The sequence below is a fragment of the Trichocoleus desertorum AS-A10 genome, from assembly GCF_039962155.1.
Lineage (GTDB): Bacteria > Cyanobacteriota > Cyanobacteriia > FACHB-46 > FACHB-46 > Trichocoleus.
The window spans coordinates 381,532-402,740 of record NZ_JAMPKN010000002.1 but is presented as its reverse complement, the minus strand read 5'-3'; the positions used below and the strand labels follow the sequence as shown (position 1 = coordinate 402,740).

General features: G+C 48.8%; 19 protein-coding genes. 9 read left to right on the top strand and 10 right to left on the bottom strand.

Features of this window, described 5'->3' with window-relative positions:
- Window positions 1-59: 59 nt before the first annotated feature.
- The 3 genes from NDA01_RS05575 to NDA01_RS05565 all read right to left on the bottom strand — a co-directional run bounded on the left by NDA01_RS05575 (window position 60) and on the right by NDA01_RS05565 (window position 4,401).
- Window positions 60-2,387 carry an O-linked N-acetylglucosamine transferase, SPINDLY family protein gene (locus NDA01_RS05575; RefSeq protein WP_348227164.1) on the bottom strand — a complete coding sequence of 776 codons (2,328 nt, stop codon included), beginning with the start codon at window positions 2,385-2,387 and terminating at the stop codon, window positions 60-62.
- Window positions 2,388-2,422: 35 nt separating this feature from the next.
- Window positions 2,423-3,937, bottom strand: coding sequence for a C-3',4' desaturase CrtD (gene crtD, locus NDA01_RS05570; protein WP_348227163.1), 1,515 nt, complete (start codon window positions 3,935-3,937; stop codon window positions 2,423-2,425).
- 290 nt (window positions 3,938-4,227) lie between these two features.
- Entirely contained in the window at window positions 4,228-4,401 is a 174-nt protein-coding gene (locus NDA01_RS05565; protein WP_190431255.1) for a hypothetical protein, read from the bottom strand.
- Window positions 4,402-4,464: 63 nt separating this feature from the next.
- Between NDA01_RS05565 and NDA01_RS05560 the strand changes: the two genes are divergently transcribed.
- Together NDA01_RS05560 and NDA01_RS05555 are read left to right on the top strand one after the other, a co-directional pair.
- Complete coding sequence (locus NDA01_RS05560; protein ID WP_348227162.1) at window positions 4,465-5,772, top strand: M16 family metallopeptidase; 1,308 nt, start codon at window positions 4,465-4,467, stop codon at window positions 5,770-5,772.
- A 20-nt stretch (window positions 5,773-5,792) separates the two neighbouring features.
- The gene (locus NDA01_RS05555) at window positions 5,793-6,698 is read left to right on the top strand and encodes a fructosamine kinase family protein (protein ID WP_348227161.1); all 906 of its coding nucleotides are present in this window, start codon (window positions 5,793-5,795) and stop codon (window positions 6,696-6,698) included.
- Window positions 6,699-6,726: 28 nt separating this feature from the next.
- On the opposite strand, the gene NDA01_RS05550 is transcribed toward NDA01_RS05555, so the two are convergent.
- Entirely contained in the window at window positions 6,727-7,311 is a 585-nt protein-coding gene (locus NDA01_RS05550; RefSeq protein ID WP_190431258.1) for a DUF3611 family protein, read from the bottom strand.
- A gap of 681 nt (window positions 7,312-7,992) precedes the next feature.
- Between NDA01_RS05550 and NDA01_RS05545 the strand changes: the two genes are divergently transcribed.
- Window positions 7,993-8,355: a PadR family transcriptional regulator gene (locus tag NDA01_RS05545; RefSeq protein ID WP_348227160.1), complete on the top strand. Its 363-nt coding sequence runs from the start codon at window positions 7,993-7,995 to the stop codon at window positions 8,353-8,355.
- A gap of 168 nt (window positions 8,356-8,523) precedes the next feature.
- Window positions 8,524-9,057 carry a cofactor assembly of complex C subunit B gene (locus tag NDA01_RS05540; protein ID WP_348227159.1) on the top strand — a complete coding sequence of 178 codons (534 nt, stop codon included), beginning with the start codon at window positions 8,524-8,526 and terminating at the stop codon, window positions 9,055-9,057.
- Between the two features lie 176 nt (window positions 9,058-9,233).
- Here NDA01_RS05540 and NDA01_RS05535 read toward each other — a convergent pair whose 3' ends face one another.
- Complete coding sequence (locus NDA01_RS05535) at window positions 9,234-9,551, bottom strand: DUF3155 domain-containing protein (protein ID WP_190431260.1); 318 nt, start codon at window positions 9,549-9,551, stop codon at window positions 9,234-9,236.
- Window positions 9,552-9,904: 353 nt separating this feature from the next.
- On the opposite strand from NDA01_RS05535, the gene NDA01_RS05530 reads away from it, so the two are divergent.
- On the top strand, window positions 9,905-11,407 hold the full coding sequence (locus NDA01_RS05530) for a GAF domain-containing sensor histidine kinase (protein ID WP_348227158.1): 1,503 nt from the start codon (window positions 9,905-9,907) through the stop codon (window positions 11,405-11,407).
- Window positions 11,408-11,558: 151 nt separating this feature from the next.
- On the opposite strand, the gene NDA01_RS05525 is transcribed toward NDA01_RS05530, so the two are convergent.
- The 4 genes from NDA01_RS05525 to NDA01_RS05510 all read right to left on the bottom strand — a co-directional run bounded on the left by NDA01_RS05525 (window position 11,559) and on the right by NDA01_RS05510 (window position 16,758).
- Complete coding sequence (locus NDA01_RS05525) at window positions 11,559-12,818, bottom strand: S-layer homology domain-containing protein (protein ID WP_190431262.1); 1,260 nt, start codon at window positions 12,816-12,818, stop codon at window positions 11,559-11,561.
- A 379-nt stretch (window positions 12,819-13,197) separates the two neighbouring features.
- Window positions 13,198-13,629 (bottom strand): surface-adhesin E family protein, encoded by a 432-nt coding sequence (locus tag NDA01_RS05520; RefSeq protein WP_242016724.1) that lies wholly within the window; start codon window positions 13,627-13,629, stop codon window positions 13,198-13,200.
- A 24-nt stretch (window positions 13,630-13,653) separates the two neighbouring features.
- The gene (locus tag NDA01_RS05515) at window positions 13,654-14,934 is read right to left on the bottom strand and encodes an ARC6/PARC6 family protein (RefSeq protein ID WP_348227157.1); all 1,281 of its coding nucleotides are present in this window, start codon (window positions 14,932-14,934) and stop codon (window positions 13,654-13,656) included.
- Between the two features lie 234 nt (window positions 14,935-15,168).
- Complete coding sequence (locus NDA01_RS05510; RefSeq protein WP_190431264.1) at window positions 15,169-16,758, bottom strand: glycoside hydrolase family 57 protein; 1,590 nt, start codon at window positions 16,756-16,758, stop codon at window positions 15,169-15,171.
- Between the two features lie 157 nt (window positions 16,759-16,915).
- On the opposite strand from NDA01_RS05510, the gene NDA01_RS05505 reads away from it, so the two are divergent.
- Both NDA01_RS05505 and NDA01_RS05500 read left to right on the top strand, forming a co-directional pair.
- Complete coding sequence (locus NDA01_RS05505; protein ID WP_348227156.1) at window positions 16,916-17,728, top strand: hypothetical protein; 813 nt, start codon at window positions 16,916-16,918, stop codon at window positions 17,726-17,728.
- Between the two features lie 230 nt (window positions 17,729-17,958).
- Window positions 17,959-19,326, top strand: a complete 1,368-nt coding sequence (locus tag NDA01_RS05500) for an EcsC family protein (RefSeq protein ID WP_348227155.1) — start codon at window positions 17,959-17,961, stop codon at window positions 19,324-19,326.
- Here the strand turns inward: NDA01_RS05500 and NDA01_RS31845 are convergent.
- Window positions 19,323-19,448, bottom strand: coding sequence for a hypothetical protein (locus tag NDA01_RS31845; protein WP_431193324.1), 126 nt, complete (start codon window positions 19,446-19,448; stop codon window positions 19,323-19,325). The genes NDA01_RS05500 and NDA01_RS31845 overlap by 4 nt on opposite strands.
- Window positions 19,449-19,730: 282 nt before the next feature.
- Here NDA01_RS31845 and NDA01_RS05490 point away from each other — a divergent pair, with 282 nt between their 5' ends.
- Together NDA01_RS05490 and NDA01_RS05485 are read left to right on the top strand one after the other, a co-directional pair.
- Entirely contained in the window at window positions 19,731-20,045 is a 315-nt protein-coding gene (locus NDA01_RS05490; protein WP_348227154.1) for a hypothetical protein, read from the top strand.
- A 171-nt stretch (window positions 20,046-20,216) separates the two neighbouring features.
- A complete protein-coding gene (locus NDA01_RS05485; protein ID WP_348227153.1) occupies window positions 20,217-21,074 on the top strand; it encodes a slipin family protein in 858 nt (285 codons plus the stop codon).
- The last annotated feature ends 135 nt before the right edge of the window (window positions 21,075-21,209 follow it).

The following is a 21,209-nucleotide window of genomic DNA, read 5'->3' as shown; positions in this document are numbered from 1 at the left end:
TTCTCTTACTCTAGGCAGCTCTAAACTAGAAGTAGTTACAATGACCAAAACTTATTGCTTTAGTGGTTCCCAATGACGCGCTGATAGAAGTCCTCTAAAGCTGTGACACAAGTTAAATCATCATAAAGAAATGACTGGCGATCGCTCATTTGCTGCACAACTTGACTTCGCCAATCACAATCCAAACCCAATTTAACGGCTATTTCAATGTATGCGGCTTCGTCTTTAGCAATTGTTGCAGTTACACCCAATATCTGCAAAATCGCGTAGGAATGCCGTCCTCGCATAAACTCACCGGGGCAAGTGACGATAGGTAAGTTACAGGCGATCGCTTCCAAGGTAGTATTACCGCCAGACCAAGTAAAAGTATCTAGAAAAATATCTGACAGCAGATTAATTTGCCAATAGTCAGTCTGGCTTTGTTTCGGCAAAATAACACAGTGCGATCGGTAGTTGAGATGATACTGAGTGAAAACAGCTTCTAAACGTTGTTCAAATTGCTGAGTTAATCCGGGATCAAAACCAGAAATAAAAGTGAATTGAGCTTGGGGTACCTGCTGAGCAATCGCCGGAAAAATGTAATCGTATTGGGGAAGATATTTGAATAAAGATTGGCAGCACAAATAGGCGATCGCATCTGGCCGAATCTGAAAATCCGGTCGTGATTTGGATAAGGGTGGCAGTTGTGGTTTGGTGTAACTAATACCAATATTTGGCAAACGCACTAACTTTTCCGAATAGTGAACTTCTGCGGTTTCTGGCTCCATCAAGTCACTAGAAAGGAAATAATCGATTGTGGGGGAACCAGACGTAATCGGATGTCCCCAAGTGACACATTGGATTGGGGCGAGGCGCAATCCCGCAAGCGAGGTCACAAAAGGATGCATGCCAATGTCTAGGAACACCAAAATATCGAGTTGATCAGCCCGAATTTTGCTTCCAATATTTTGAAAATCTGCCTCTAGAACTTCCTGCAAAGGTAAATGATTGAACTCATAACTATGCTGACGAATTTGCTCTGTTATCTGGTCAACTGCTGGCCCCAGGTGATAGCAGTACAGCTCAAATTGGTCTGAATTATGATGACGAATCCAGCCAACAAAGAGTTTGCCAACTGTATGCTGCCACAGAAAATTTGAAATATAACCGATTCGGCTCTTTCGCTGCTGATTAGGCTGTAGAGAACGAGGTTTTACCTGAAGCGGCTTGACCCAATCAGGATAGTTGGTGGCCATGATTTGATGAATTAGCTGCCCATACTGAACCTGGAGCAATAAATCATCTCGGCCTTGGTATTGCAAATAGAAATTGGTTTGGTAGCCAATTCCTAAAAGTGCTTTTTGGGCTGCTTCAGGCGTTGTTGAATCAGTAGTTTTTACTAAGTAATTTAACCCTGAAATAAAATGCTCTCTCCACTGTTCAATCTCAGCTGCATTCTGATACAAAATGGGGAGCATTAGTTGCTGTGCTCGCAGCAGATGTAGATCATCGGGAAGATGCTGTAAGCCTTGGGTAGCAATTGCGATCGCCTTCTCAACCTGTCCAGAATTTTGCAGCAGTGCTATCAACTCGTAATAAAACTCACTAGCCTCTGGATAGCGTTGGATCCCTTGGTAATACAGGGCGATCGCCTCGGCAGACTGCTCTAGTTTTTGTAAGCATTCTCCCAAGTACTTATAAGCCCGCTGCATTGTTGGGGCGGCTGCCTCAGGGTTGGGAATGTGGATGAATTCCTGGTATTGCTCTGCTGCTGCTGCATACTTCTCTTGGCAGTAGAAACTTGACCCTCGGTAGAAAGCGGCTCTGGCTTGATAGCGACTAGCTTGTAGATCCAAAGCTTGACCCAATTCTTGCAAAATCTGGGGGTCGGCAGGATTGAACTGATGCGCTACTTCATAAGCTTTAATCGCTTCTGGGAATTGAGCTTTAGCCGCCAGCACTTGACCTAGCTGGAAATAGCTCTGAGCTTGCTGGGGATGAACGGCGATCGCCTGCTGATATACCCTTTCTGCTTCATCGAGCTTACTGGATGCCATTAACAATCGCCCTAGTTCGCTGTAGGCATTACTCAATTTTTCATCGAGTTGAATAGCGTTGCGGTGGGCTTGGACCGCCTGATCGCGATCGCCTAGTTTCTCCAGAACTAAGCCTAATTTGTAGTGATAGTTAGCTTGCTGGCGATTGAGTTCGAGAGCTTTCAGCAGCGCTTGAGCCGCTAATTGGTACTGCCCCATTTGGTAATAAAGCCAGCCCAAATCGTGCCAAACTGCGTCTGCTTGACTCTGGACTCGCAAAATGGCCTGATATTGCTGTTCTGCTGCTTGAAAGCGGCCCTGCGCTTGGAGGGAAACTGCTTCACGATGCCGCGCTGCCCAAGTTGACTCCATAGGAATTCGCGATCGCCAGAGAAATCATGGCAAGCTCACGGCCTGCCCTTCTCTGAGTTTGCCTCAATTTGCCGAACAACTGTCAGGGCTGAGTAACTAACTCCTGCGGTGCCCTCGCCTGGATGAGTGGAGTCACCTACTAACCAAAGCTTCTGAATCGGCGTGCGATTGGCAAACCCAAAAGGGCCAAAGGTGCTGACTCGCTGCCCAATCCCACCCACAATGCCCTGTTCGCGTCCGGTGTAGTGGGCAAAAGTTCGGGGCGTGGCCGATTCTTGGTGCAGGATGCGCTCTGGGGTGAAGTGGAAGAATTGACCCAGCCGAGCGATCGCCGTTTCGGTATATTGCTGCTTCAAGCTTTCATAGTCGGGGCACTGCCACCACAGCGTCGGATCGGTAAAAGAAGAAGCCACGATAGTAGCCTGGCCTTCTGGGGCACGGCCATCCCCAGGATGGCTCACCGAGACAAACAACGAGTTATTTTCCCCAATTGGCCCATCGTAATCGTAGAGAAACTGAAGATGGGGCGGGCATCCGTCAGGAATGGCACTTTGCTCCACGCCGAGATAAATCACAAACGCTCCAGACGCTTGAGGCAATTTATCAACTCGTTGTTGGTAACCCGAAGGAATGGCTTCGCTCAGCAGCGGCACCAAGTTTTGCACCGTGACATTTGCCACCACCTGATCAGCGGGTTCTGTCCAAACGTCATTGGTTTTCTGGTTGCGAATCGTGACTGCCTTCACCACCCCCGCTTCTACGTGAATTTGCTCGACGCTGTGGCGCATCAGTAAACGGCCCCCATCTCGCTCTAGAGCTTGCACTAGGCGATCGCTAAGCACCTGCATACTGCCCTGTAAGTGAAACAACCCGTGGGGCGCTTGAGAGACCCCCAAAGCCGTGGCCGCGTAAAGCAGAGCTGTGTTCTCTGCATCTACTTGGGAGTAAAGCTTCAGTTGCAAATCTAAGAAAGTTCGTAGCCGCAAGTTATCAGCTAAGCGATAGCCACGCAGCGCATCCCCCACGGTCGAAAAAGTATGGGGCAAAGTTAGAAGCGTATCAGGCCGTACTGCTTTGGTGAGCTGCCAAAAATCCCAAATATTGCGGGGCGGCAAAATTGGGTCGCGCCCTTGGAACGCCCAACTGTAGCGAAACAAATCAGCTAAAAGTTGCCAAAACGGTTCGCTGCCCGGAAATTGTCGCTGTCGCTCAGCTCGCCACTGGTCTGGATCGCGCCAAACATGAATCGGTTCAGTTTCACCCGGAAGCAAAACGGCACAGGCAGGGTCGCAGGATGTTGCCTCCGGAGGCTCAATTTCTAGCTCACTAAAAATCCGATGATGAATGCCGCCTGGCTCTAGCCCCGCAACTTGAGTCGCTCCCACATCAAAGGTAAAGCCGCGACGCTTAAAGGTAGAAGCACAGCCTCCCGGCACTAACGCTTGGTCTAAAACAAGAACTTGATAACCACGATGAGCCAGTAATGCGGCTGTCGTCAGACCACCAATGCCTGCTCCTACCACAACCACGCGATCGCCCTTGCTGCCCATAAACGCAAATTCTTAACTTCTTTATATTTCTTAATAAATTATAGGCGGGTGCTGTTTTTTCCGGAACGAAAGGGTGTTTTGAACTGCCGCCTTGAACTCGCATTAAAACCAGCGATCGCCCTGCTGATAACGCATTAGAGGCAGTGCAGCAAACCAACTTCAACAAATACAAATCGTTTCTACATGGAATCTTGAAGAAACGGCTCAGTTCTCAGACGGTGCTCAGACTATAGTGGCGGTAGAAATGGTTGCCCAAATTGAACCCCAATTAAACTCAGGGTTTGTTAGACTCACACCGAATCGCTCAGACGGCCATTGCATCTTCTTACCGTCGTGGTTTTGGCTGCTGCTTGGCGGATGCCATGTCGAATTTCATGCAGTTTCTTTAGTGTTGGTTTCGTTCTGCTTAGCGATCGCTTCAGCTCCACTAGCAATTTCACGAATTGTTGTGGACTTGTAATCATTTAGCTAACAGCACTCCTGCGCTTACTAAGATAGATGAAGAACTCAGCTTGTTCGGAAGATTCATGACCCCAACCCTGATCAAATCGCCCCAGGCTCCCCGACTGAACGCACCCACGGTTCGTCGCTTAGCGAATGGCCTGACGATCGTTGCAGAGCAGCTACCGATTGAAGCGGTCAACCTCAACCTCTGGCTGAATGTAGGCTCAGCGATTGAGACTGACGCCATCAATGGCATGGCCCATTTTCTAGAGCACATGGTGTTCAAGGGAACCGCGCAGCTAGCAAGTGGAGAATTTGAGCGCTTGATAGAGGAGCGGGGCGCAGTGACGAACGCTGCCACCAGCCAAGACTACACTCACTACTACATCACGACGGCTCCCAAAGACTTTGCCGAGCTAGCACCTTTACAAATGGATGTGGTGCTGAATGCAGAAATCGCAGATGAAGCCTTTGAGCGAGAGCGATCAGTGATTTTAGAGGAAATTCGCCGCTCAGACGATAATCCGCGTCGCCGTACTTTTGCCAAAGCGATGGAAGTCGCTTTTGAGAAGTTACCTTATCGCCGTCCCGTGCTTGGCCCTAGTTCAGTGATCGAGCAACTAACTCCCCAGCAAATGCGGGATTTCCACACCCAGCATTATCAGCCCCACTCGATGACTGCGGCAGTGGTAGGCAATTTGCCTGTAGAGGAGCTGATCCAGATTGTGGAAACATCCCTCGCTCAGGTGCAAGCGCATCGGCCCGCGATCGCTGCTCAATCTTCTCTCCATGATTTGCCCAGCTACAGCCTAGAGCCTGCCTTTGACCGAATTGTGCGGCAAGAAGTCGTAGATGATAGCTTGCAGCAAGCTCGTTTGGTAATGGCGTGGCGCGCCCCTGGATTAGCCGATCTCCAAGAAACCTATGCGCTGGATATCTTGGCGACCATTTTGGGTCAAGGCCGCACGGCTCGCTTGATCCGCGACTTGCGAGAAGAGAAAGGACTGGTCACCAGCATTGCTGCCAGCAACATCACCTTTGAGATGCAGGGAGCCTTCTATATCTCGGCCCAGTTGCCAGCAGAAAACATTCCAGTCGTAGAAGCCGCGATCGCCGACCATATCCGTCGAATTCAAACTGAGCCCGTCACCGAAGCAGAAATTGCCCGCGTTCGGACTCAAGTGGCGAATCGGTTCATCTTTGGCAACGAAACCCCCAGCGATCGCGCCAGCTTGTATGGCTACTACCAAGCAATGGTGGGAGATTTGGCTCCAGCCCTCAACTACCCCGCGCACATTCAAGCGTTGGATGCGGTCAGTTTGCAAGCCTCGGCCCAGCGCTACCTATCCACCGATGCTTACGGAGTAGTGGTACTGAAACCTGCTGCTTAAATCAGACTCTAATCAGCGTTATGTGGACGACCATCGCTGCCCAGATCACTCAAGCCACAGGATACGAATTCCAAGTCAGCAATCAGCGCTCTGTAGGGGGCGGTTGTATTAACCAAGGCTACGCTCTACAGGGTTATCTGAAGGGCAATCCTAGCTCTGACAAATCATCCGACCCAACTGCTTGTACTTACTTTGTCAAGTTAAATCAAGCGGCCCAGGTTACTATGTTCGAGGCCGAGGCTTTAGGGCTGCAACAAATGCGAATCCAGCCGACGATCCGGGTTCCTGAACCGATTTGTTGGGGCGTGGCAGAAAACTCCGCTTATATAGTTTTGGAGTGGATTGAGTTGGGACGGGGCGATCGCCAGTCTTGGGAAGCAATGGGCCGCCAGTTAGCTGCCATGCACCAAGTAACCAGTCCAGTGGGTTTCGGTTGGGATCGCCCTAACACCATTGGTTCCACGTCCCAAATCAATCCTTGGACAAAAGATTGGGCAGAATTTTTTACTCAACACCGCATTGGTTATCAGTTAAAACTAGCTCAGCGACGGGGAGGGCACTTTCCAAGGCAGGATCGGCTACTAGCTGCTATTCCTGAACTGCTAGCCAATCACCAGCCGCCACCTGCTCTCGTGCATGGAGACTTATGGTCGGGTAACGCTGCGGTGGCTGCAACTGGCGAACCTGTGATTTTTGATCCTGCTACCTATTTTGGCGATCGCGAGGTAGACATCGCCATGACCGAACTATTTGGGGGCTTTCCACCGGAGTTCTACCAAGGCTACAACCAAGCTTGGCCTCTAGAGGCAGGCTACAAACAGCGAAAAACGCTCTACAACCTCTACCACGTCTTGAACCACTTCAATCTTTTTGGCGGCAGCTACGAATCACAAGCCAACCGGATGATTGAGCAAATCTTGGCCTAGGTACCGCCACCCCTAACTCTGAGAATTTCTAGCGATTAACCCGATTTAGCAGCCAAAAAGAAGAAACTAGTCCCGCAAAGTGACCCGCGATCGTATTTGTGTTAGCTTGCACCACAAAAAAGTCGAGGGGCTGAATAGTCGGAATATTATTTACACCATATAAAAGAGGAGAATTTTGAGGCTGGGCGATCGCTCGGGCAATCAAGCCACCGACGATGGCCTCCGCTCCTACAATGGTCAACAACATGCCGACCAGATTGAGCACAATGCCAAGTTGCAAAAGTTGAATCGTATCTGCCTTACTAGGGCGCAGGCTAGTATTAGGCGCTCGTAGTTGACGAGAGATCCGCACATATCGAAATGACCAGTAGATACTGATCCCTAAAGCCACCAATCCACAGACAGCAAAGAAAATGCCAAAGCCAGTCCCCGCTCGCGTGGCATTGGAAGCTGCTCCAGCTCGACCGCTAAAGCTAGCCAGAATTAAAACCCCGGTAGAAACAACCCCTAAGACTGCTTGGATGCTGAGGCTAATCCAGCCAGTCCAGCGGAAGTTAGTGGCAATTTGACGAATTGCAGGAGGAATTGCAGAAGAGTCTGGCTGATTCAACATGATGCTCTAAACGGGCGTAATAACCTGGATGTTCATCTATCCAAGGTAACTAAAGCATAACTTTATTTGTTATCAGGCTCAGCCATTTGTGGCGTAGGTCAAAAGAATTGTTTTAACGACCTTGGGCTAAGAGTCGCAAAGTGATGAATTGCCTACAAGCGATCGCTCTAATCCAGCCTATTTCTCTGTTCTGCAACCCTAATTGCTATCCTTAACCTCGCCTATACCCTTAGTTGCTCCTCAGATTTTAATCCATGCAGATCATCCATTTGGATGAAAGGTGAAATCTGATGAAAATCTGGCAGACGAACTCAGAATTAAATGTCTAGAATTAATATTACGCCCTCTAATTACTTGAGTAGAGGGGATGAAGGACGGGCACTCTAGTCTGTAATTACCAAGCTAAATTCAACATGACTCTCTGAATCTAGTGTGAGAGTTAACGGCACTATCTAGAGCTTTTCGAGAATATGCATCTACTCTCCTTTAAGTCATGCCAAGCTCACTGTTCTAGAAACTAGCCACGAGTTTAGGCACCACAGGCTTACACCAACTAAGGGCAAATAGATAGCAACAGAGGACTAATCAGATGGGTTGGCACTCTTGCGCTATTGCTGTTGTCTAAGACTGTAACGTCAACACCCTAGCTTTAAAGTGGATTGATTAATTATGGGTTTAACCATGCGATTTGAAGATATCTACCAGTTTTTTCAAGATCCCCCACCGATCTATCTCAATAAAGAACTCGCCGTTTGTTACGTCCTGTCAGTATTGCAGCGAGGGGATTCTTACGGAACCGAGTTGATTCAACTTTTAGAGAACGAGTATCGCACCTACCGTCTCTCAGATACAGTCCTTTATAGCGCTCTCAAATTTCTGGAGGATGAAGGAGCCATCCAGGGTTATTGGCGCAAGGTAGAAGGACGCGGACGGCCACGCCGGATGTATCAAATTCGTCCAGAGTGGTCTGAGCGGGCTCAAGAATTATCTCGTCTCTGGCAAGGATATGCAACTGGCAAGTTGCCACCCGGTGACAACAACTAAGCTTGGTGGGCCGTAGTTCCTAGAATCTGTCGTAAGGCTGCGATCGCGCTAGTCCCAAACAGAGCTAAGGTTGTGCGGTCTCACCTACTACCAACTAGAAGCAGATTAAAACCTTTCTATACTTATGTAAAGTATAGGGATATCGTTTGTTGTTCCTACCCCATCTTTATGAACGCTGCCATTCTGCCATCTATATTCGTGATGACCTTACTGATGGTGGTGGGTCTCATGTTTTTCATTCGAGCTTCCGTCAAAGACAGAACGCGAGCAGTACAACTGATTGCAGAACAGGCAGAGGAATCGTTACTCAACCGAGTGCAACAATACTTTGACCAACGCGCCTACAAAGTTGCAGCCCTCGATCCAGCCCAAAACCAAGTAACATTTCAAGGCGTGGTACGGCCTAGCTGGTTTTTGGCCGTCTTCTTAACGATATTGGCTGCTGCAGGCATTTTGTGTCTGGCTCTAGTACTGTCAATGCTTTTGCCTGGACTGACACAGATTTTTCTAGGGACCGTGCTTCTGGCACCTTTAGCAGGCTTCTTTTACTGGCAAAAAGCGAAGCGTCCAGAACAAGTTTCCCTTAAGATTGAACCCCTTGAATCAGAAGAGTCTCAATCTTGGAGCCGCGTTACAGTCACAGCTCATCGAGATGAATTGGCTGAATTGCAGCGAGCCCTTAACTTAAGAGCTTGTGATTAATTCGCTTCTCCTGCGCCCTAATATCTAGAGAAAGCTTGAGAGCTAAATCAAATGACCCCATTCAAACGTTGTGGTTTGAGTGGGGTCCTTGTTTATATCAGTCCAACTGATTTCCCGTGTCAGCAAAGTATTAAATGTTCCCAACAGACTCATTTGCAAGCTCGACCAATTGAGCTTTAGTGACTGGTGACAGCCACAGGTGCATCTTCTGTATCACCAATCAATACTCTCAAACTGGGAAACAAGAAATGGTTCTCTTCGACATACTGCGCACTGAAGAGCCCTTTTTCAGCCCAGAAGTACCGGTCCGTGGTATGCTCGTTCCGCCTTACAAGTAGCAAAGCTGGGGGAAGAATAGCTTGTGCTTGAATGAATTTTCGAGCAGCTGTAACTGGTTTTTCTTCGCCACTTTCAATGCTAAACTGAGGCACTAACTCCAGAATCCTGCGCCCTTCTAGGCGACGACGACTTTTGCGCTTGCGTCTCCTGGCCAATCTCGATACCTCCTCTTTCTGCCGACAGGTGTAGTGATAGTTACAAAACCGTCGCAAGTATATCGGCTTGAGTTCAAAATTTCAACTTCTTTTAAGTCGTTGATACAAAACTCTACAACTGGCTTCAACAAAGACTAGATAGACCTTTTGAAAGGTCCTATCAGCCAGATGAATGCCTGATAATCTTAATAAGAATTTAAAATTCTTTATATTAAAAACACAAAACTAGGCTAGAAACTCATAAAGAGCCGATAGATAGATGTATATGGTGGCAAAACATGCCCAACAACGGAGTGTTAGTTCAGGGAATGTAGAAGGGTTTGTTTTGAGGTAAACCATCTGCGACTGTCTGCATGCTGATACCTACTAGCTCAGAATTTGTGGCGCTTTGTCGCGCTCAGGTAGAGCTCTTGACCCAGGGGTTAGGAGCTTCGCTCAGCGTGGTTTACCTGACCGAAGAAATGGCAGATGGCACTGAAGCCAAGCTAATTCCAGTGGTGGCTTATCCTGAGAGCGCTGCTGCTTGGGATGATGAGCACTTTTTATTGCCTGCCGCAGAAGCAACACTGCCACGCTTGCTAGCGGCAGATGCTAGCCCCGCTATGCCTACTCAGGCTGCTTTAAGCCCACCGTTCTTGGCAGAGGATGAAGTTGGCTCCAATCCAAAACAATTCCATAACGAGGCTTTACAGCACCAACGCCAAGTTGTACTGCCTTTAATGCATGAGGGCATGGTGATGGGATTGCTCGTGACCGAGCGAGACGATCGCGCTTGGAGTGAACAAGAGCGATCGCAAATTGAACAAGTGGCCCATACCTTAGCGTTGGGCTGTGTCTTAGACCAACGCAGTCAATGGCTAGAACGGGAACAGCATCAACAGCGGCGGCTCCAGGCTCAGCAATATAATCTGTTCGACACCTTGTTACATCAGTTTCGCAATCCTTTAACGGCAATGCGAACCTTCGGCAAGCTCTTGCTGCGACGCCTTAGCACCGGAGACCCAAACCGGGATGTGGCCAGTAGTATTGTGCGGGAGAGCGATCGCTTACAGGAGTTGTTACAACAGTTCGATCAAGCCATTGATTTGGGTAGAGCTGATTCAACGCCTTTAACACTCGCTCCTGCTCAGACAGATAGCTCTACACCACCCAATACCGCTGTGCCTGCCAGTTCACAGTTTGAGTCGTCGGTTGACTTTGCCATTGACCGCTCTGAGTCAAGTGTCAATCGAGCCAGTAGTATTCGATCCGGGCCTTCTGTGCCTTTACTGCCTGCGGCTGGATTTCTGACAGGTGCCAATCTCAAGCTAGAGCACTGCGCGATCGCTAGTATCCTAGAGCCTTTGGTTGCTTCGGCTAGCGCGATCGCCCAAGAACGAGAACTAGCACTGTATACCCATATTCCATCTGACTTGCCTTGGGTGAAAGCCAATGCCAAGGCGCTCCGAGAAGTATTAAGTAACCTACTGGACAATGCCCTGAAATACACACCTGCGCAAGGGCAAGTCTATGTGGAAGTCAGTACAGGCTGGTCTGTGCCCCTACCCCGCAGCCATGCTGACTGGTTAGGCATCGCTATCTGGGATACAGGACCAGGGATTCCTCCTCAAGATCTGGCGCATTTGTTTGAGCGACACTACCGGGGGGTACAAGCCCAGACTGGGATTCCGGGGACTGGGTTGGGCTTAGCGATCGCCCATGATTTGGTGCAGCAAATGCAAGGCGAGATTCAAGTGTTTAGCCCCGCGCAGCAAACTAGCATTGTGCATTTTGTGCGGCCTCTTCCCGTGACGGTGGGACCAGGAACCGCTTTTGTCGTTTGGTTACCGCTCGCTTCAACGGCCAAAGCCGCCTAAAAAAGCCCTCAAACAAAAAGCTGCTAAACAAAAACGATCGCAACTACGAAGGTCGCGATCGCTGTTTGGTTGAGTGGGAAGTTGCGTATCTAAATTGGAGTGCTTAAGTCAAACTGAAATGTTTGCAGTTTAACTATGGCGCTAATTGAGCTTACTGATTGGTAGAACCTGTGGGGAGAACCAAATCAGAGTTCAGCGTTAGATTCAGGTCTTGGTTGGGATCGACTCGAATCAAGGTAACGCGATCGCGGCCTAGGAAGAGCCCGATTAGACCACCGATGCCAGCACCACCCAACACTTCTTCCGTGGCGATCGCTCGGTCTCCAGTCACAGCAGCCACCGCTGCGGCAGCAGCAGCACCCAAAGCAGCATCCTTGACGATGGTGCCCGCACTAGCGCCCTTACGCACCTCTTCGGTCGTGGTGATTACTTCAGAGCTAGCATTCAGTTGAATTCGCTGACCACTGGCCAAGACGAGTTCTCGGGCAACGAACTGAGAACCACCTTCAGCGGGGCGCAACTCACCGACTACTCGGCTTCCCGATGGAATGAGTACAGTCCCTTGAGAAGTGGTGATGTTTTGAGCGACTGTGAGGGTCAAAGGCGCGGTTTCATCGGGCGTGACCAAAATTCTCTCAGCTTCGCCATATTTCACCGGAATGGTGGTGCCAGAAGGAATTCTGACTTGAGTTGGCGTTTGGACAGGGGGACGCTGGCCTACGACATAGGGAGAGGTAATGGCCGTTGCTTGTCCAGAGCTAACCAAAGCTTGGTAAATAAAAGCTGCAACTTCAGCTCTGGTCGCGACTTCGTTAGGATTCAGCAGTCTGATGTTGGGGTAGTTAACCACAATCTGCTTGTCTGTGGCCGCCGCGACGCTGCTCCGAGCGTAGCTGGGAACTTCAGCTGCATCAGTGTAGTACTGTTGCAAGACGGTTTCTACTTCAGTGCTAACGGAGTAGTCTAAGCCGTTTGCCAAGGAAACCAGAACTTGAACACGAGGAATATTTTGGTTGGGTCGGAAGACGTTACCAGGGTAGCCAGCTAAGAAGCCAGTTGTATAGGCTTCTTGAATCGCGCTATATGCCCAATAGCTCTGAGACACGTCCACAAAGTTTACAGCAGACCGCTCTTGAGACCGACTAAAGGCTTTGCGGATCATGGCTGCGAACTGAGCGCGAGTTACAGGCTCGTCGGGACGGAAGGTGCCATCAGGGAATCCAGCAATGACATCTCGCTCAGAGAGTTCACGAATAAAACTAGCGGCCCAATAGCTAGAAGAAACGTCAGAAAAGCTAGTGGTTTGTGCTTGAGCAGGCATCATCATAACCATTGGGGCAGATGCTCCGGCAATGGTGCTCAGCGCTAAAAATGCAGCGGTTCCAGACTGCCAACGGTTGAAGCTAGACATATTGAGGGCGTTCTCCAAAAAACAAGAAGCAAATCCGTTATCTTAATCAACTAGACCTTATAAGAGGTAATTTGTTCCTAAAACTATCTAGGGTTAGAAATTCAGTGATTTCAATGACAAATTACCTAAAATTCCGCAATTTCTGGCCTAAGTTGACATTTGACATTCTTAGCTTATGGACGTATGGGGAACTCAATTAGTTTCTCCAATACGGAGAATTTAAGCGGTCAATTTTAGGGTTGCTAGTAAAAGGGATACAAGTGCTCTGACCCAAATTCGGGCACCAAAGCAAAAATGGGAGCTGAAGCAAGTTCAACCCCCATTGATTAGGACCCATTGATAGGACAGCGATCGCCATCCGTCTTATAAAATCTTGTGCTTACCCCGCTTGGGGAGCGTTGGCGCAAACGTAATTAATAACGGCTTTGGCACTACTGCCTGTGGCAGGGTTTGCGAGTCTACCGCGATCGCTATAGTCAAACTTCTGGAGCACTTTACGGCTCTTATCATATGCAGTGAGCCGTCGCAGCCGAGTAGTGCCTGCCTTACAGTCTACAGAGCGGTAAATTACAGCGCCGTAAACAGGTTGGTTGACTGGGGAATCTAGAAACACGTTGTTAGGCTGCTTGAAGTCGCGGTACTCCCAATACCACACGCTACCGCTGCGATTTTCAATGGAACTGGCATCTACTAGAAAGCGATCGCCCACTGAGTTGACGGTGACTTGGACCCATTTTTCGGCTAAGGCTGTGGGAGCGTGAGCCAGTAGAGCGGCAGTCACAGCTAATTTGAGCAAATGTCGCATAAGCATTGAGTCTTTCAGGAACGGCTATGTTTAATTGTCCTGGGCGTTGGTGCCAACCGCACGTTCTAAAACTGAACCATCCACGGTTTTATAATCGGCAATTTTCCAGGCTCCGTCGATTGATTCCAAGCTATAGCGAACCAATCTGGTTTGAAAATCGGTTTGGCTCGGATCAACTTTGCCGTCACGGTACAGGGTGCGGTCTTCGGTGATTTTTAGCTCTACCGTGGCTTTGTTTTGGTCAGCCACAAATCGCTCGACCGACTCTACTTTCTGCACGCCAAAGCGGTAGTAAGCTTGGTTGTCTTTGAGCCAGGCGATCGCGCCATCGTCCCTAACCAAGGAACCATACAGTTCTCCCGTGGTGAACTGCTGCACAGGTTGCCGATCGAAGGGGGGAGCGAAAATGCGTGACTTGGCTGCCAGCCATTCCGTAATCAGCCCCACCGCTTGATTCTGTGAGAGAGCCGCATTATTGGCTGCACCTGTCTGAGTGGGCACTACCACTCCTGAGGTTTTCGGGGAGGAGCCATTTTGGTTCCTCGCAGGTTGGGTGGCTGGTGGCTGAGCAGAGTTTTGGTTAGTAGGGGCTGAGCCAGAACGGCTCCGGGTTAGATATCCCTCCACGTTCTGAACTGCCTTTTGAGCATAAGTATCATTCGGACGCTCATCTACAGCTCGCTTAAAGTTCAACAGCGCTGAAGGGTAGTCTCCCTTCTTAGTTGCGGCATAGCCAGCCTGCATGTAGCGCTCATATTCGTTTTGAGAAGCAGGGGAAGCGGCATTAGCAGGAGTAGCGGAGGCGGAAGTAGAAGTAGCAGTAGAAGCCGCGTTCCTAGAAACAGCCGCAGGTCTAGAGGCGGCGTTGGGTGACTTCAGTTTCTGATAAAGACTAAGCACTTTGTTGGTATAAGGACTGGTGGCGGCGTTGGTGTAGCGGGTTGAATCGCCCGTCATCCACCAAGCGGCAACTCGTTGCACTGCGATCGCTTCACTATTGCCACTCGCAGGATACTCATCTTGTAAGGCATCTTTGATGATGCAGGTGATAATAGTTCGCGCCGTATTAGCGTTAGCGCCAAATTGTTCTGGAGTCACTTCTCGACCCGTACAAAATTTTGCCCAACGAGGGATATTTCCCGGCTGCACTTGCCAATCGCTGTACAAACCATCCTGAGAGGTTCCGGTTTGCGGAGCGGCTTGTCGAATTGCTTCTACGAGTGCGTTTACCTGAGCGCTCGAGACTTGCGCTTGCGCTGGCAAAGTCCACAGTCCCAAACTGACAATCAGTCCACCCAGAAATAACTTCATAGCTTGCCTCGTACCAACTCTAAGCAACTCGCAATAGTAGAAGTTAAAGCAATTATACAAATTTGTCTTTCCCTCATCAGACAGACCCTGAGGGAGATTAGTAAGTTCCAGGTGAGTACCATCCTAAAAAAGGGTGGATTTGATGCACAGATCTCCTGGAACTCTGGAGGTCTATGGCTCAATCCACCCCTATTAAGATATAGATAAATCCATTCGGGCCATTACACGAGTTGGTTAAAGCGGTCGATAGGCGCGGTAGTTGATGCTGGGGAAGATGTTGTCAATCTCCTCAACTTTTTCTAGCCAGCCTGAATCGACTTTGCCTTGGTTTAGGTCGTCGTAGAGTTTGTTAAAGCGCATCAGGTGCGATCGCGTCCGCCGGATGGCATAGGGCACCATTGTCCCAGTCCGCATAATGAAAGCCCAGTCAGAAGATTGTGCCAGCAGCAGTTCGCGAGCGGCTTGGTTGAGGGCACGCCACTCTAGTTCATCGGCAGGCTCTCGTTTGCCCAATTCAATCATCCGCTCCGCCGCTTTGTGCAAATGCGGATAGATCCAGGCATTGGTTTCATTTAGCCAGTATTCGTGGAAACCTTTGTAGCCCCAGCTTGACTGAGAGGGTTTACAAACTTGCTGAGTTGGGTTGAGGCGCAGGTAGTCGGCTAAGTGGGTCATCTGGTAGGTTTGCTGGTCGTACCAAGACTTGCGGAACAGGTAGTCAATAAACCAAGGACCTTCGTACCACCAGTGACCAAAGAGTTCAGCATCATAGGGTGACACAATGATTGGCGGTCGCTGCATAATGCCATGCAAGTGCTCGACCTGACGCTGACGGTTGAACATAAAGTTGCTGGCGTGGTCTGCCGCTTTTTCCTTCGCCCAATAGGGGTCGTACAAAGCTTTGTCCCCTAGACCCAGACCGCGTCCAGTAATCTTGTGGTACTTAATGCCTACGTTCTTGCGCTGGCCGTTGGGCATAATGTAGGGCTTGATGTAGTCGTAATCGGCTTCCCAGCCCAAATCTTTGTAAAACTCGCGGTATTCCGGTGCGCCAGGATAGCCCACTTCTGAGGACCAGACTTGTTGAGAAGACTCATGATCCCGTCCAAAAGCAGCGACCCCAGTTTCAGTAAAGATGGGGGCATAAGTGCCAAACCGGGGCCGAGGGCGAGCGTAGAGAATACCGTGACCATCGGTGAGGAAGTAGCGCAGCCCTGCGTCGGCCAGCATCCGCTCTACTCCTTCGTAGTAGGCGCATTCTGGGAGCCAGATGCCTTTGGGCGGTTGACCGAAGTTTTCTTCGTAATGCTCGCAAGCGACTTTAATTTGGGCCCACACGGCTTGCGGATACATCTTCATGAGCGGGAAGTAGCCGTGAGTTGCCCCGCAGGTAATAATTTCTAAGTTATTGCTATCTAGAAACTGTTTAAATCCTTTAACTAAATCGCGATCGTAGTGCTCCCAGGTTTGCCGAACTTCCTTAAATTCTTTGGCGTAGTATTCAGCGAGGTAACGGATATGCCCGTTGTGCTCGTTGTGATCAATTTCCTTCTCTAATAACTCTTCTAGTTGGGCGAGATGGTGATCAAAGCGTTCCTGTAATAGTGGGTCACGCAGCATAGACACCAGGGGTGGCGTCATACTCATCGTGATTTTGAAGTCAACCCCATCCCGTTTTAAGCCTTCGAATACCCGCAACAAGGGCACGTAAGTTTCAATAATTGCTTCATACAACCACTCTTCTTCCAGAACGTAGTCACTTTCGGGGTGTCTGACAAAAGGTAGGTGCGCGTGCAGGACGAGGGCAAGATATCCGATGCTCATAGAAATTCTAGGATAGACCGTTGTTTGATTCGGAATTCGGACTTACAGGATGCAAAGATTGTAAAGCGAAATTACGACAACAAGTAACTTACCGGGGAAGGCTGTGCTGTCTACACCTAGAAAAGTATCTTGAGAAGCAACTTAACAGTTGATAGCAGTGGCTCAGTCTAGCAACTCAGCGCGATCGCTGTTTTTTATTGTTCACCCACCTGTTGTAATGCCGGGAAGTTTCTCTGATATGCAAAAGTCTGTTCTCTTTGTTGTTTGGGTGGTCACGAGCAGTCTGTGGGCAGGTCAAACAGCTCAAGCTGAAAGTTCCAAAGCTTTTTTAGCTCCAGTTCAGACGCCACTGCCAGCCCAAACTCAGCCGCGATCGCTCTTAGTTGCTGATGGCCCTGTGAGCGATCAAGCTCAAAACAGCAAACCAACTAAACCAACTCTAATGTTGCAAGACTTGCCACCTGGGTTTCAGCCGCTCTCAGGACCAGAGCTGGCAGAACTGAGCCAAAGCTTGTCGGCAGGCGGGTATGAAACTGAAAGCTTGTTTGCGTTTCAAGAAGCCGAACATTTCGAATACATCATCGGCTTCACCACTCCCCTATCGACACCAGAAGCACAAGCTGCTTTTGACTCAGAACTACGCCAAGCTGGTTTTCTAGAGCAATTTGCCCAAGGATTTCAACAGGGTGCAGCTGGCATTAAAATTTCCAACAAAGGCGCTTTGAAGAACTTAGACGGTATTGGTAATGCGATCGCGGGCTTTGGCTTTACAAGTAACATTCAAACTATTCCAATGCGAATCGAGTTAGTCGTCTTCCGGCGAAACCAAATCGGCGCGTTTCTTTGGATTATGTATCTTGACGGCGACAAACCCGTGATTTCAGTAGATCAAGTTGCTCAAAAACTAGACAGTCGTGTATTAGATGCTGCTAAAGCTACCCAGGTACCGCAAGTAGTATTGGACCAATAAACCAATAGATTCTGAATAGAGCGGATATGGATCTGTCTAAATTAATAGATTTGACTGCAGAAGTTAGAGTATCAAAAGTGATAGGAAACCCGTACTTTTTCTGACTCAGAGGAGATGAAGAAGTAGTCTGGGTCAGCCTTTAATAGATCTGTGAGAGTCGCCGATATAGCTAGCAGTCGTGAGAGCGATGCTCAGTTTTGCCTACTTAGTCGTCTGGAGCACCCTTGATCATGACTGATCATGCCGTCAATTCTTCCACTCCTCCCGTCAATACGCCTCCCACAAATGCGACTGAGCAGAGTGCAACCGCTTCTCCGGAGGTTGTATCTACCCTAGATACTCCAGAAGCGATCGCAGAGGCAAAGCTACCGATGGATGCACCGATAGATGCAGAGGATGGAATCGCAGAGCTTCCTGCCAAACAACACGCCTCGCTGTGGTCAGCCGTAACTCACAATCTGCACAATCTGAGTGATACAGTCAGTAATCGGGCCAATCAAGTTGGGAAGGCAGCTCGAAACACAGCTACAGGAGTGGGAGGTGCGATCGCCCATACGACTCTAAAAGCTGGCCTTCAAGCGGGTAAAGCTGCCGTCGAACTGGGGGAAATCACAGCTAAGCAAACTCAGCAACTCTTGACTCAGGCAACTCAAGGGGCAGGAGAAGCCGCAGCCTTCGTCGGCAATAACCCAGTTTTACGCAAAGTTGGCACTCGCCTTAATTGGGGTTGGTTGCTAGATGCCACCAATCAGGTTGATTTAGCGAAAGCTGAGGCTGCCGTTCAGGACTTGCGACGCCAGCACCCCAACCATAGCCCTAGCCAAATTGCCCATACGCTCATGATGCAGAAAGCGGTGTATGCAGGGGGCGTGGGTCTGGCAACCAGCATGATTCCGGGCATCGCCACAGCGCTCCTGACAGTAGACTTAGCAGCCAACATGGCTTTGCAGGCCGAAATGGTCTACCAAATTGCCGCAGCTTATGGCTTAGACCTGCGTGACCCAGCTCGTAAAGGCGAGATTCTAGCTATTTTCGGGGTGGCTTTGGGTGGGGGCCGTGCGCTCAAACTGGGGCTAGGATTACTGCGAAATACGCCGATCGCCGGAGCCTTGGTAGGGGCGAGTGCAAATGCCGCCATGCTGTACTCACTGGGTTACGCAGCTTGCCGCTTTTACGAAGCCCAACTCAACGAAGATGTCTCAGACGCCAAACTCTCTGAAGTGCAGCAAGCAAGCCAAGAGTATTTGCAAGTGGCGATCGCTCAGCAAGCGATTATGGATCAAGTTTTGGTGCATATGATTTTAGCCGGAACCGACAAACGCTCTTGGGACGAAATTCTACCGACCCTGAAAACGCTTAATTTGCATCCCTCATCTCTGAAGACCATCGCCGAAAATTTGCAAAATCCCCAACCCCTATATCTTCTGCTCAATCAACTCAATCCCGATTTTGCCGTACCTCTATTAACCCAGAGCCGAAAAATTGCCTGTCAGAATGGCAAGGTCACACCCCAAGAAGCTAAGATTTTGGAAAGTATTGCCGAAAAATTTGAGATTGAATCCTCGGATCATGGAGCCTGTCAAGAGGACGCTGGTTAGTGCTCATATAGTTCAAGCGGTAAGCCATCCGGGTCTTGAAAAAAGGTAAACCGTTTCCCAGTCAGTGGTTCAGGAAACGAAAATAGCTCGATTTGGTCGCGATCGCCCACCTGCAAATCCAACTTATAAGAATCACGCTCCGCCCGAAACGTTTCTTTGATAATTGGAAACCCTAAAATCTCTACATAAAAATGTTTGGACTACTCGTAGTCCGAGCAAGTAATTGCTACATGATGAAATTTGTCTATTTTCATCTCAAGCTCCAATTTTTTGAATATTAGAGGAACTCTCGCTAGAGCTTTATACCTCTTTTATCAAAAGTCTACTATTTATTCTTATTGAGCAAAAATTTGTGTTGTTATTTCGGGAAGCTTAGCTCATTAGCTAATTTTTGGAATACCAACATGAGATTTTTGAGTGCTTTAATTGGATTCACAGGTGGTTTAGTTGTAGCGATCGCCCCATCAACGCTGACTCAAGCCACAGACAACTCCTTAAGCTACTCAGCATCCCTGGGTTTACCAGGTAACTACAATGGTCCTGCTTGTATTCAATTAGGCCAGTGGGATGGTAGTGCAGCGATCAATTTAGAAGCCAACAAATTTTATACTGGCATCCAAATTTCTAACTCCAGCATTAGAGTTGCGAAAGCCTTAAATATCAACATTAATCAAAATCTAGGACGAGTAATTAAGCTGTCTAGCGATCGCGCCCTTTAACCAACCTTAAATCAAGGACAGTGCAAAATCAAAAGTGGAGCTTTGCAAGTTCACTCCTTAAACTGGTTCCGACAATGAAAGCCTCGCTCAATCATCCTTAAGCAATTTCTCGGGATTTTCTCTCAATAGCCCAGATTAGAATACAGGTATCCAAGTTTGGATTAGTCCATCATGGGACAAACCTTATTAGTTTTAGGTATTCTTTTCTTCTTAACCACTTCGGGCCTGAAAATGGACCGGGAATACCAGCGTGGGGTAATTTTCCGCCTAGGTCGAATCAGGGGAGTTAAAGGCCCAGGAATGTATTGGATTATTCCTTGGGTTGACCAAAAATCTCAGTTAGATATCCGGACTAAAACCGTTAATATTGAACCCCAAGAAACTGTCACTGCTGATAGTGTCACTATTAAAGTAAATGCAGTTTTGTATTATCGAATTATCGACCCTGCTAAAGCCATCAATAAAGTTGAAAACTATGAGATGGCAGTTTATCAAATTGCCCTCACAACTTTACGTAATGTTGTAGGACAAAACATCTTAGATGATGTGCTACAAAACCGCGACAAAATTAACTTCAAAGTTCAAGAAATCGTGGATGAAATCACTGAACCTTGGGGCGTAGTAATCGAGCGGGTAGAAATGAAAGACGTAGAAATTCCGCCCAATATGCAACGAGCAATGGCCAAAGAAGCCGAAGCCATTCGAGAAAAACGGGCGCGAATCATCAAAGCAGCCGCAGAACAAGAAGCTTCCGTTAAATTAGCCGAAGCCTCCAAAAACATTACCGAAAATCCATCTGCCCTAGAACTGCGACGCTTGCAAATGCTGACAGAAATCGGGGCCGAGAATAACACCACCACCATCATCATGATGCCGTCAGATTTTGTAGCAGTTGCTAAGCGCTGGGCCGAAGGTGGCGCAAACGGATCTACTCCTGAACCAACCCCCTACCAAGGCACCGCTATTCCCTTTGTCGCTCCCACAGAACGACCCCTAGAGGATGTTCTAGAAAGCGATCGCCCCACCTAAAAACTCTTGTACCTTCTACCCCCTGCCCGTAAGCAAACCATTCATACCCTTTTGGAGGGAACCTGAGAGATGCAACCGTCTCTCAGCGGGGGTTTGGGGACAAGCGCCCCCAAGGCATTTGATTCTAAGAATCTA

Coding starts and splice junctions, on each gene's coding strand:
- NDA01_RS05575 (WP_348227164.1), bottom strand. CDS start 2,387: ATGGAGTCAACTTGGGCAGCGCGGCATCGTGAAGCAGTTTCCCTCCAA.
- NDA01_RS05545 (WP_348227160.1), top strand. CDS start 7,993: ATGCGATTTGAAGATATCTACCAGTTTTTTCAAGATCCCCCACCGATC.
- NDA01_RS05530 (WP_348227158.1), top strand. CDS start 9,905: ATGCTGATACCTACTAGCTCAGAATTTGTGGCGCTTTGTCGCGCTCAG.
- NDA01_RS05490 (WP_348227154.1), top strand. CDS start 19,731: ATGAGATTTTTGAGTGCTTTAATTGGATTCACAGGTGGTTTAGTTGTA.
- NDA01_RS05525 (WP_190431262.1), bottom strand. CDS start 12,818: ATGTCTAGCTTCAACCGTTGGCAGTCTGGAACCGCTGCATTTTTAGCG.
- NDA01_RS05560 (WP_348227162.1), top strand. CDS start 4,465: ATGACCCCAACCCTGATCAAATCGCCCCAGGCTCCCCGACTGAACGCA.
- NDA01_RS05550 (WP_190431258.1), bottom strand. CDS start 7,311: ATGTTGAATCAGCCAGACTCTTCTGCAATTCCTCCTGCAATTCGTCAA.
- NDA01_RS05500 (WP_348227155.1), top strand. CDS start 17,959: ATGACTGATCATGCCGTCAATTCTTCCACTCCTCCCGTCAATACGCCT.
- NDA01_RS05515 (WP_348227157.1), bottom strand. CDS start 14,934: ATGAAGTTATTTCTGGGTGGACTGATTGTCAGTTTGGGACTGTGGACT.
- NDA01_RS05485 (WP_348227153.1), top strand. CDS start 20,217: ATGGGACAAACCTTATTAGTTTTAGGTATTCTTTTCTTCTTAACCACT.
- NDA01_RS05555 (WP_348227161.1), top strand. CDS start 5,793: ATGTGGACGACCATCGCTGCCCAGATCACTCAAGCCACAGGATACGAA.
- NDA01_RS05565 (WP_190431255.1), bottom strand. CDS start 4,401: ATGATTACAAGTCCACAACAATTCGTGAAATTGCTAGTGGAGCTGAAG.
- NDA01_RS05540 (WP_348227159.1), top strand. CDS start 8,524: ATGAACGCTGCCATTCTGCCATCTATATTCGTGATGACCTTACTGATG.
- crtD (WP_348227163.1), bottom strand. CDS start 3,937: ATGGGCAGCAAGGGCGATCGCGTGGTTGTGGTAGGAGCAGGCATTGGT.
- NDA01_RS05510 (WP_190431264.1), bottom strand. CDS start 16,758: ATGAGCATCGGATATCTTGCCCTCGTCCTGCACGCGCACCTACCTTTT.
- NDA01_RS05520 (WP_242016724.1), bottom strand. CDS start 13,629: ATGCTTATGCGACATTTGCTCAAATTAGCTGTGACTGCCGCTCTACTG.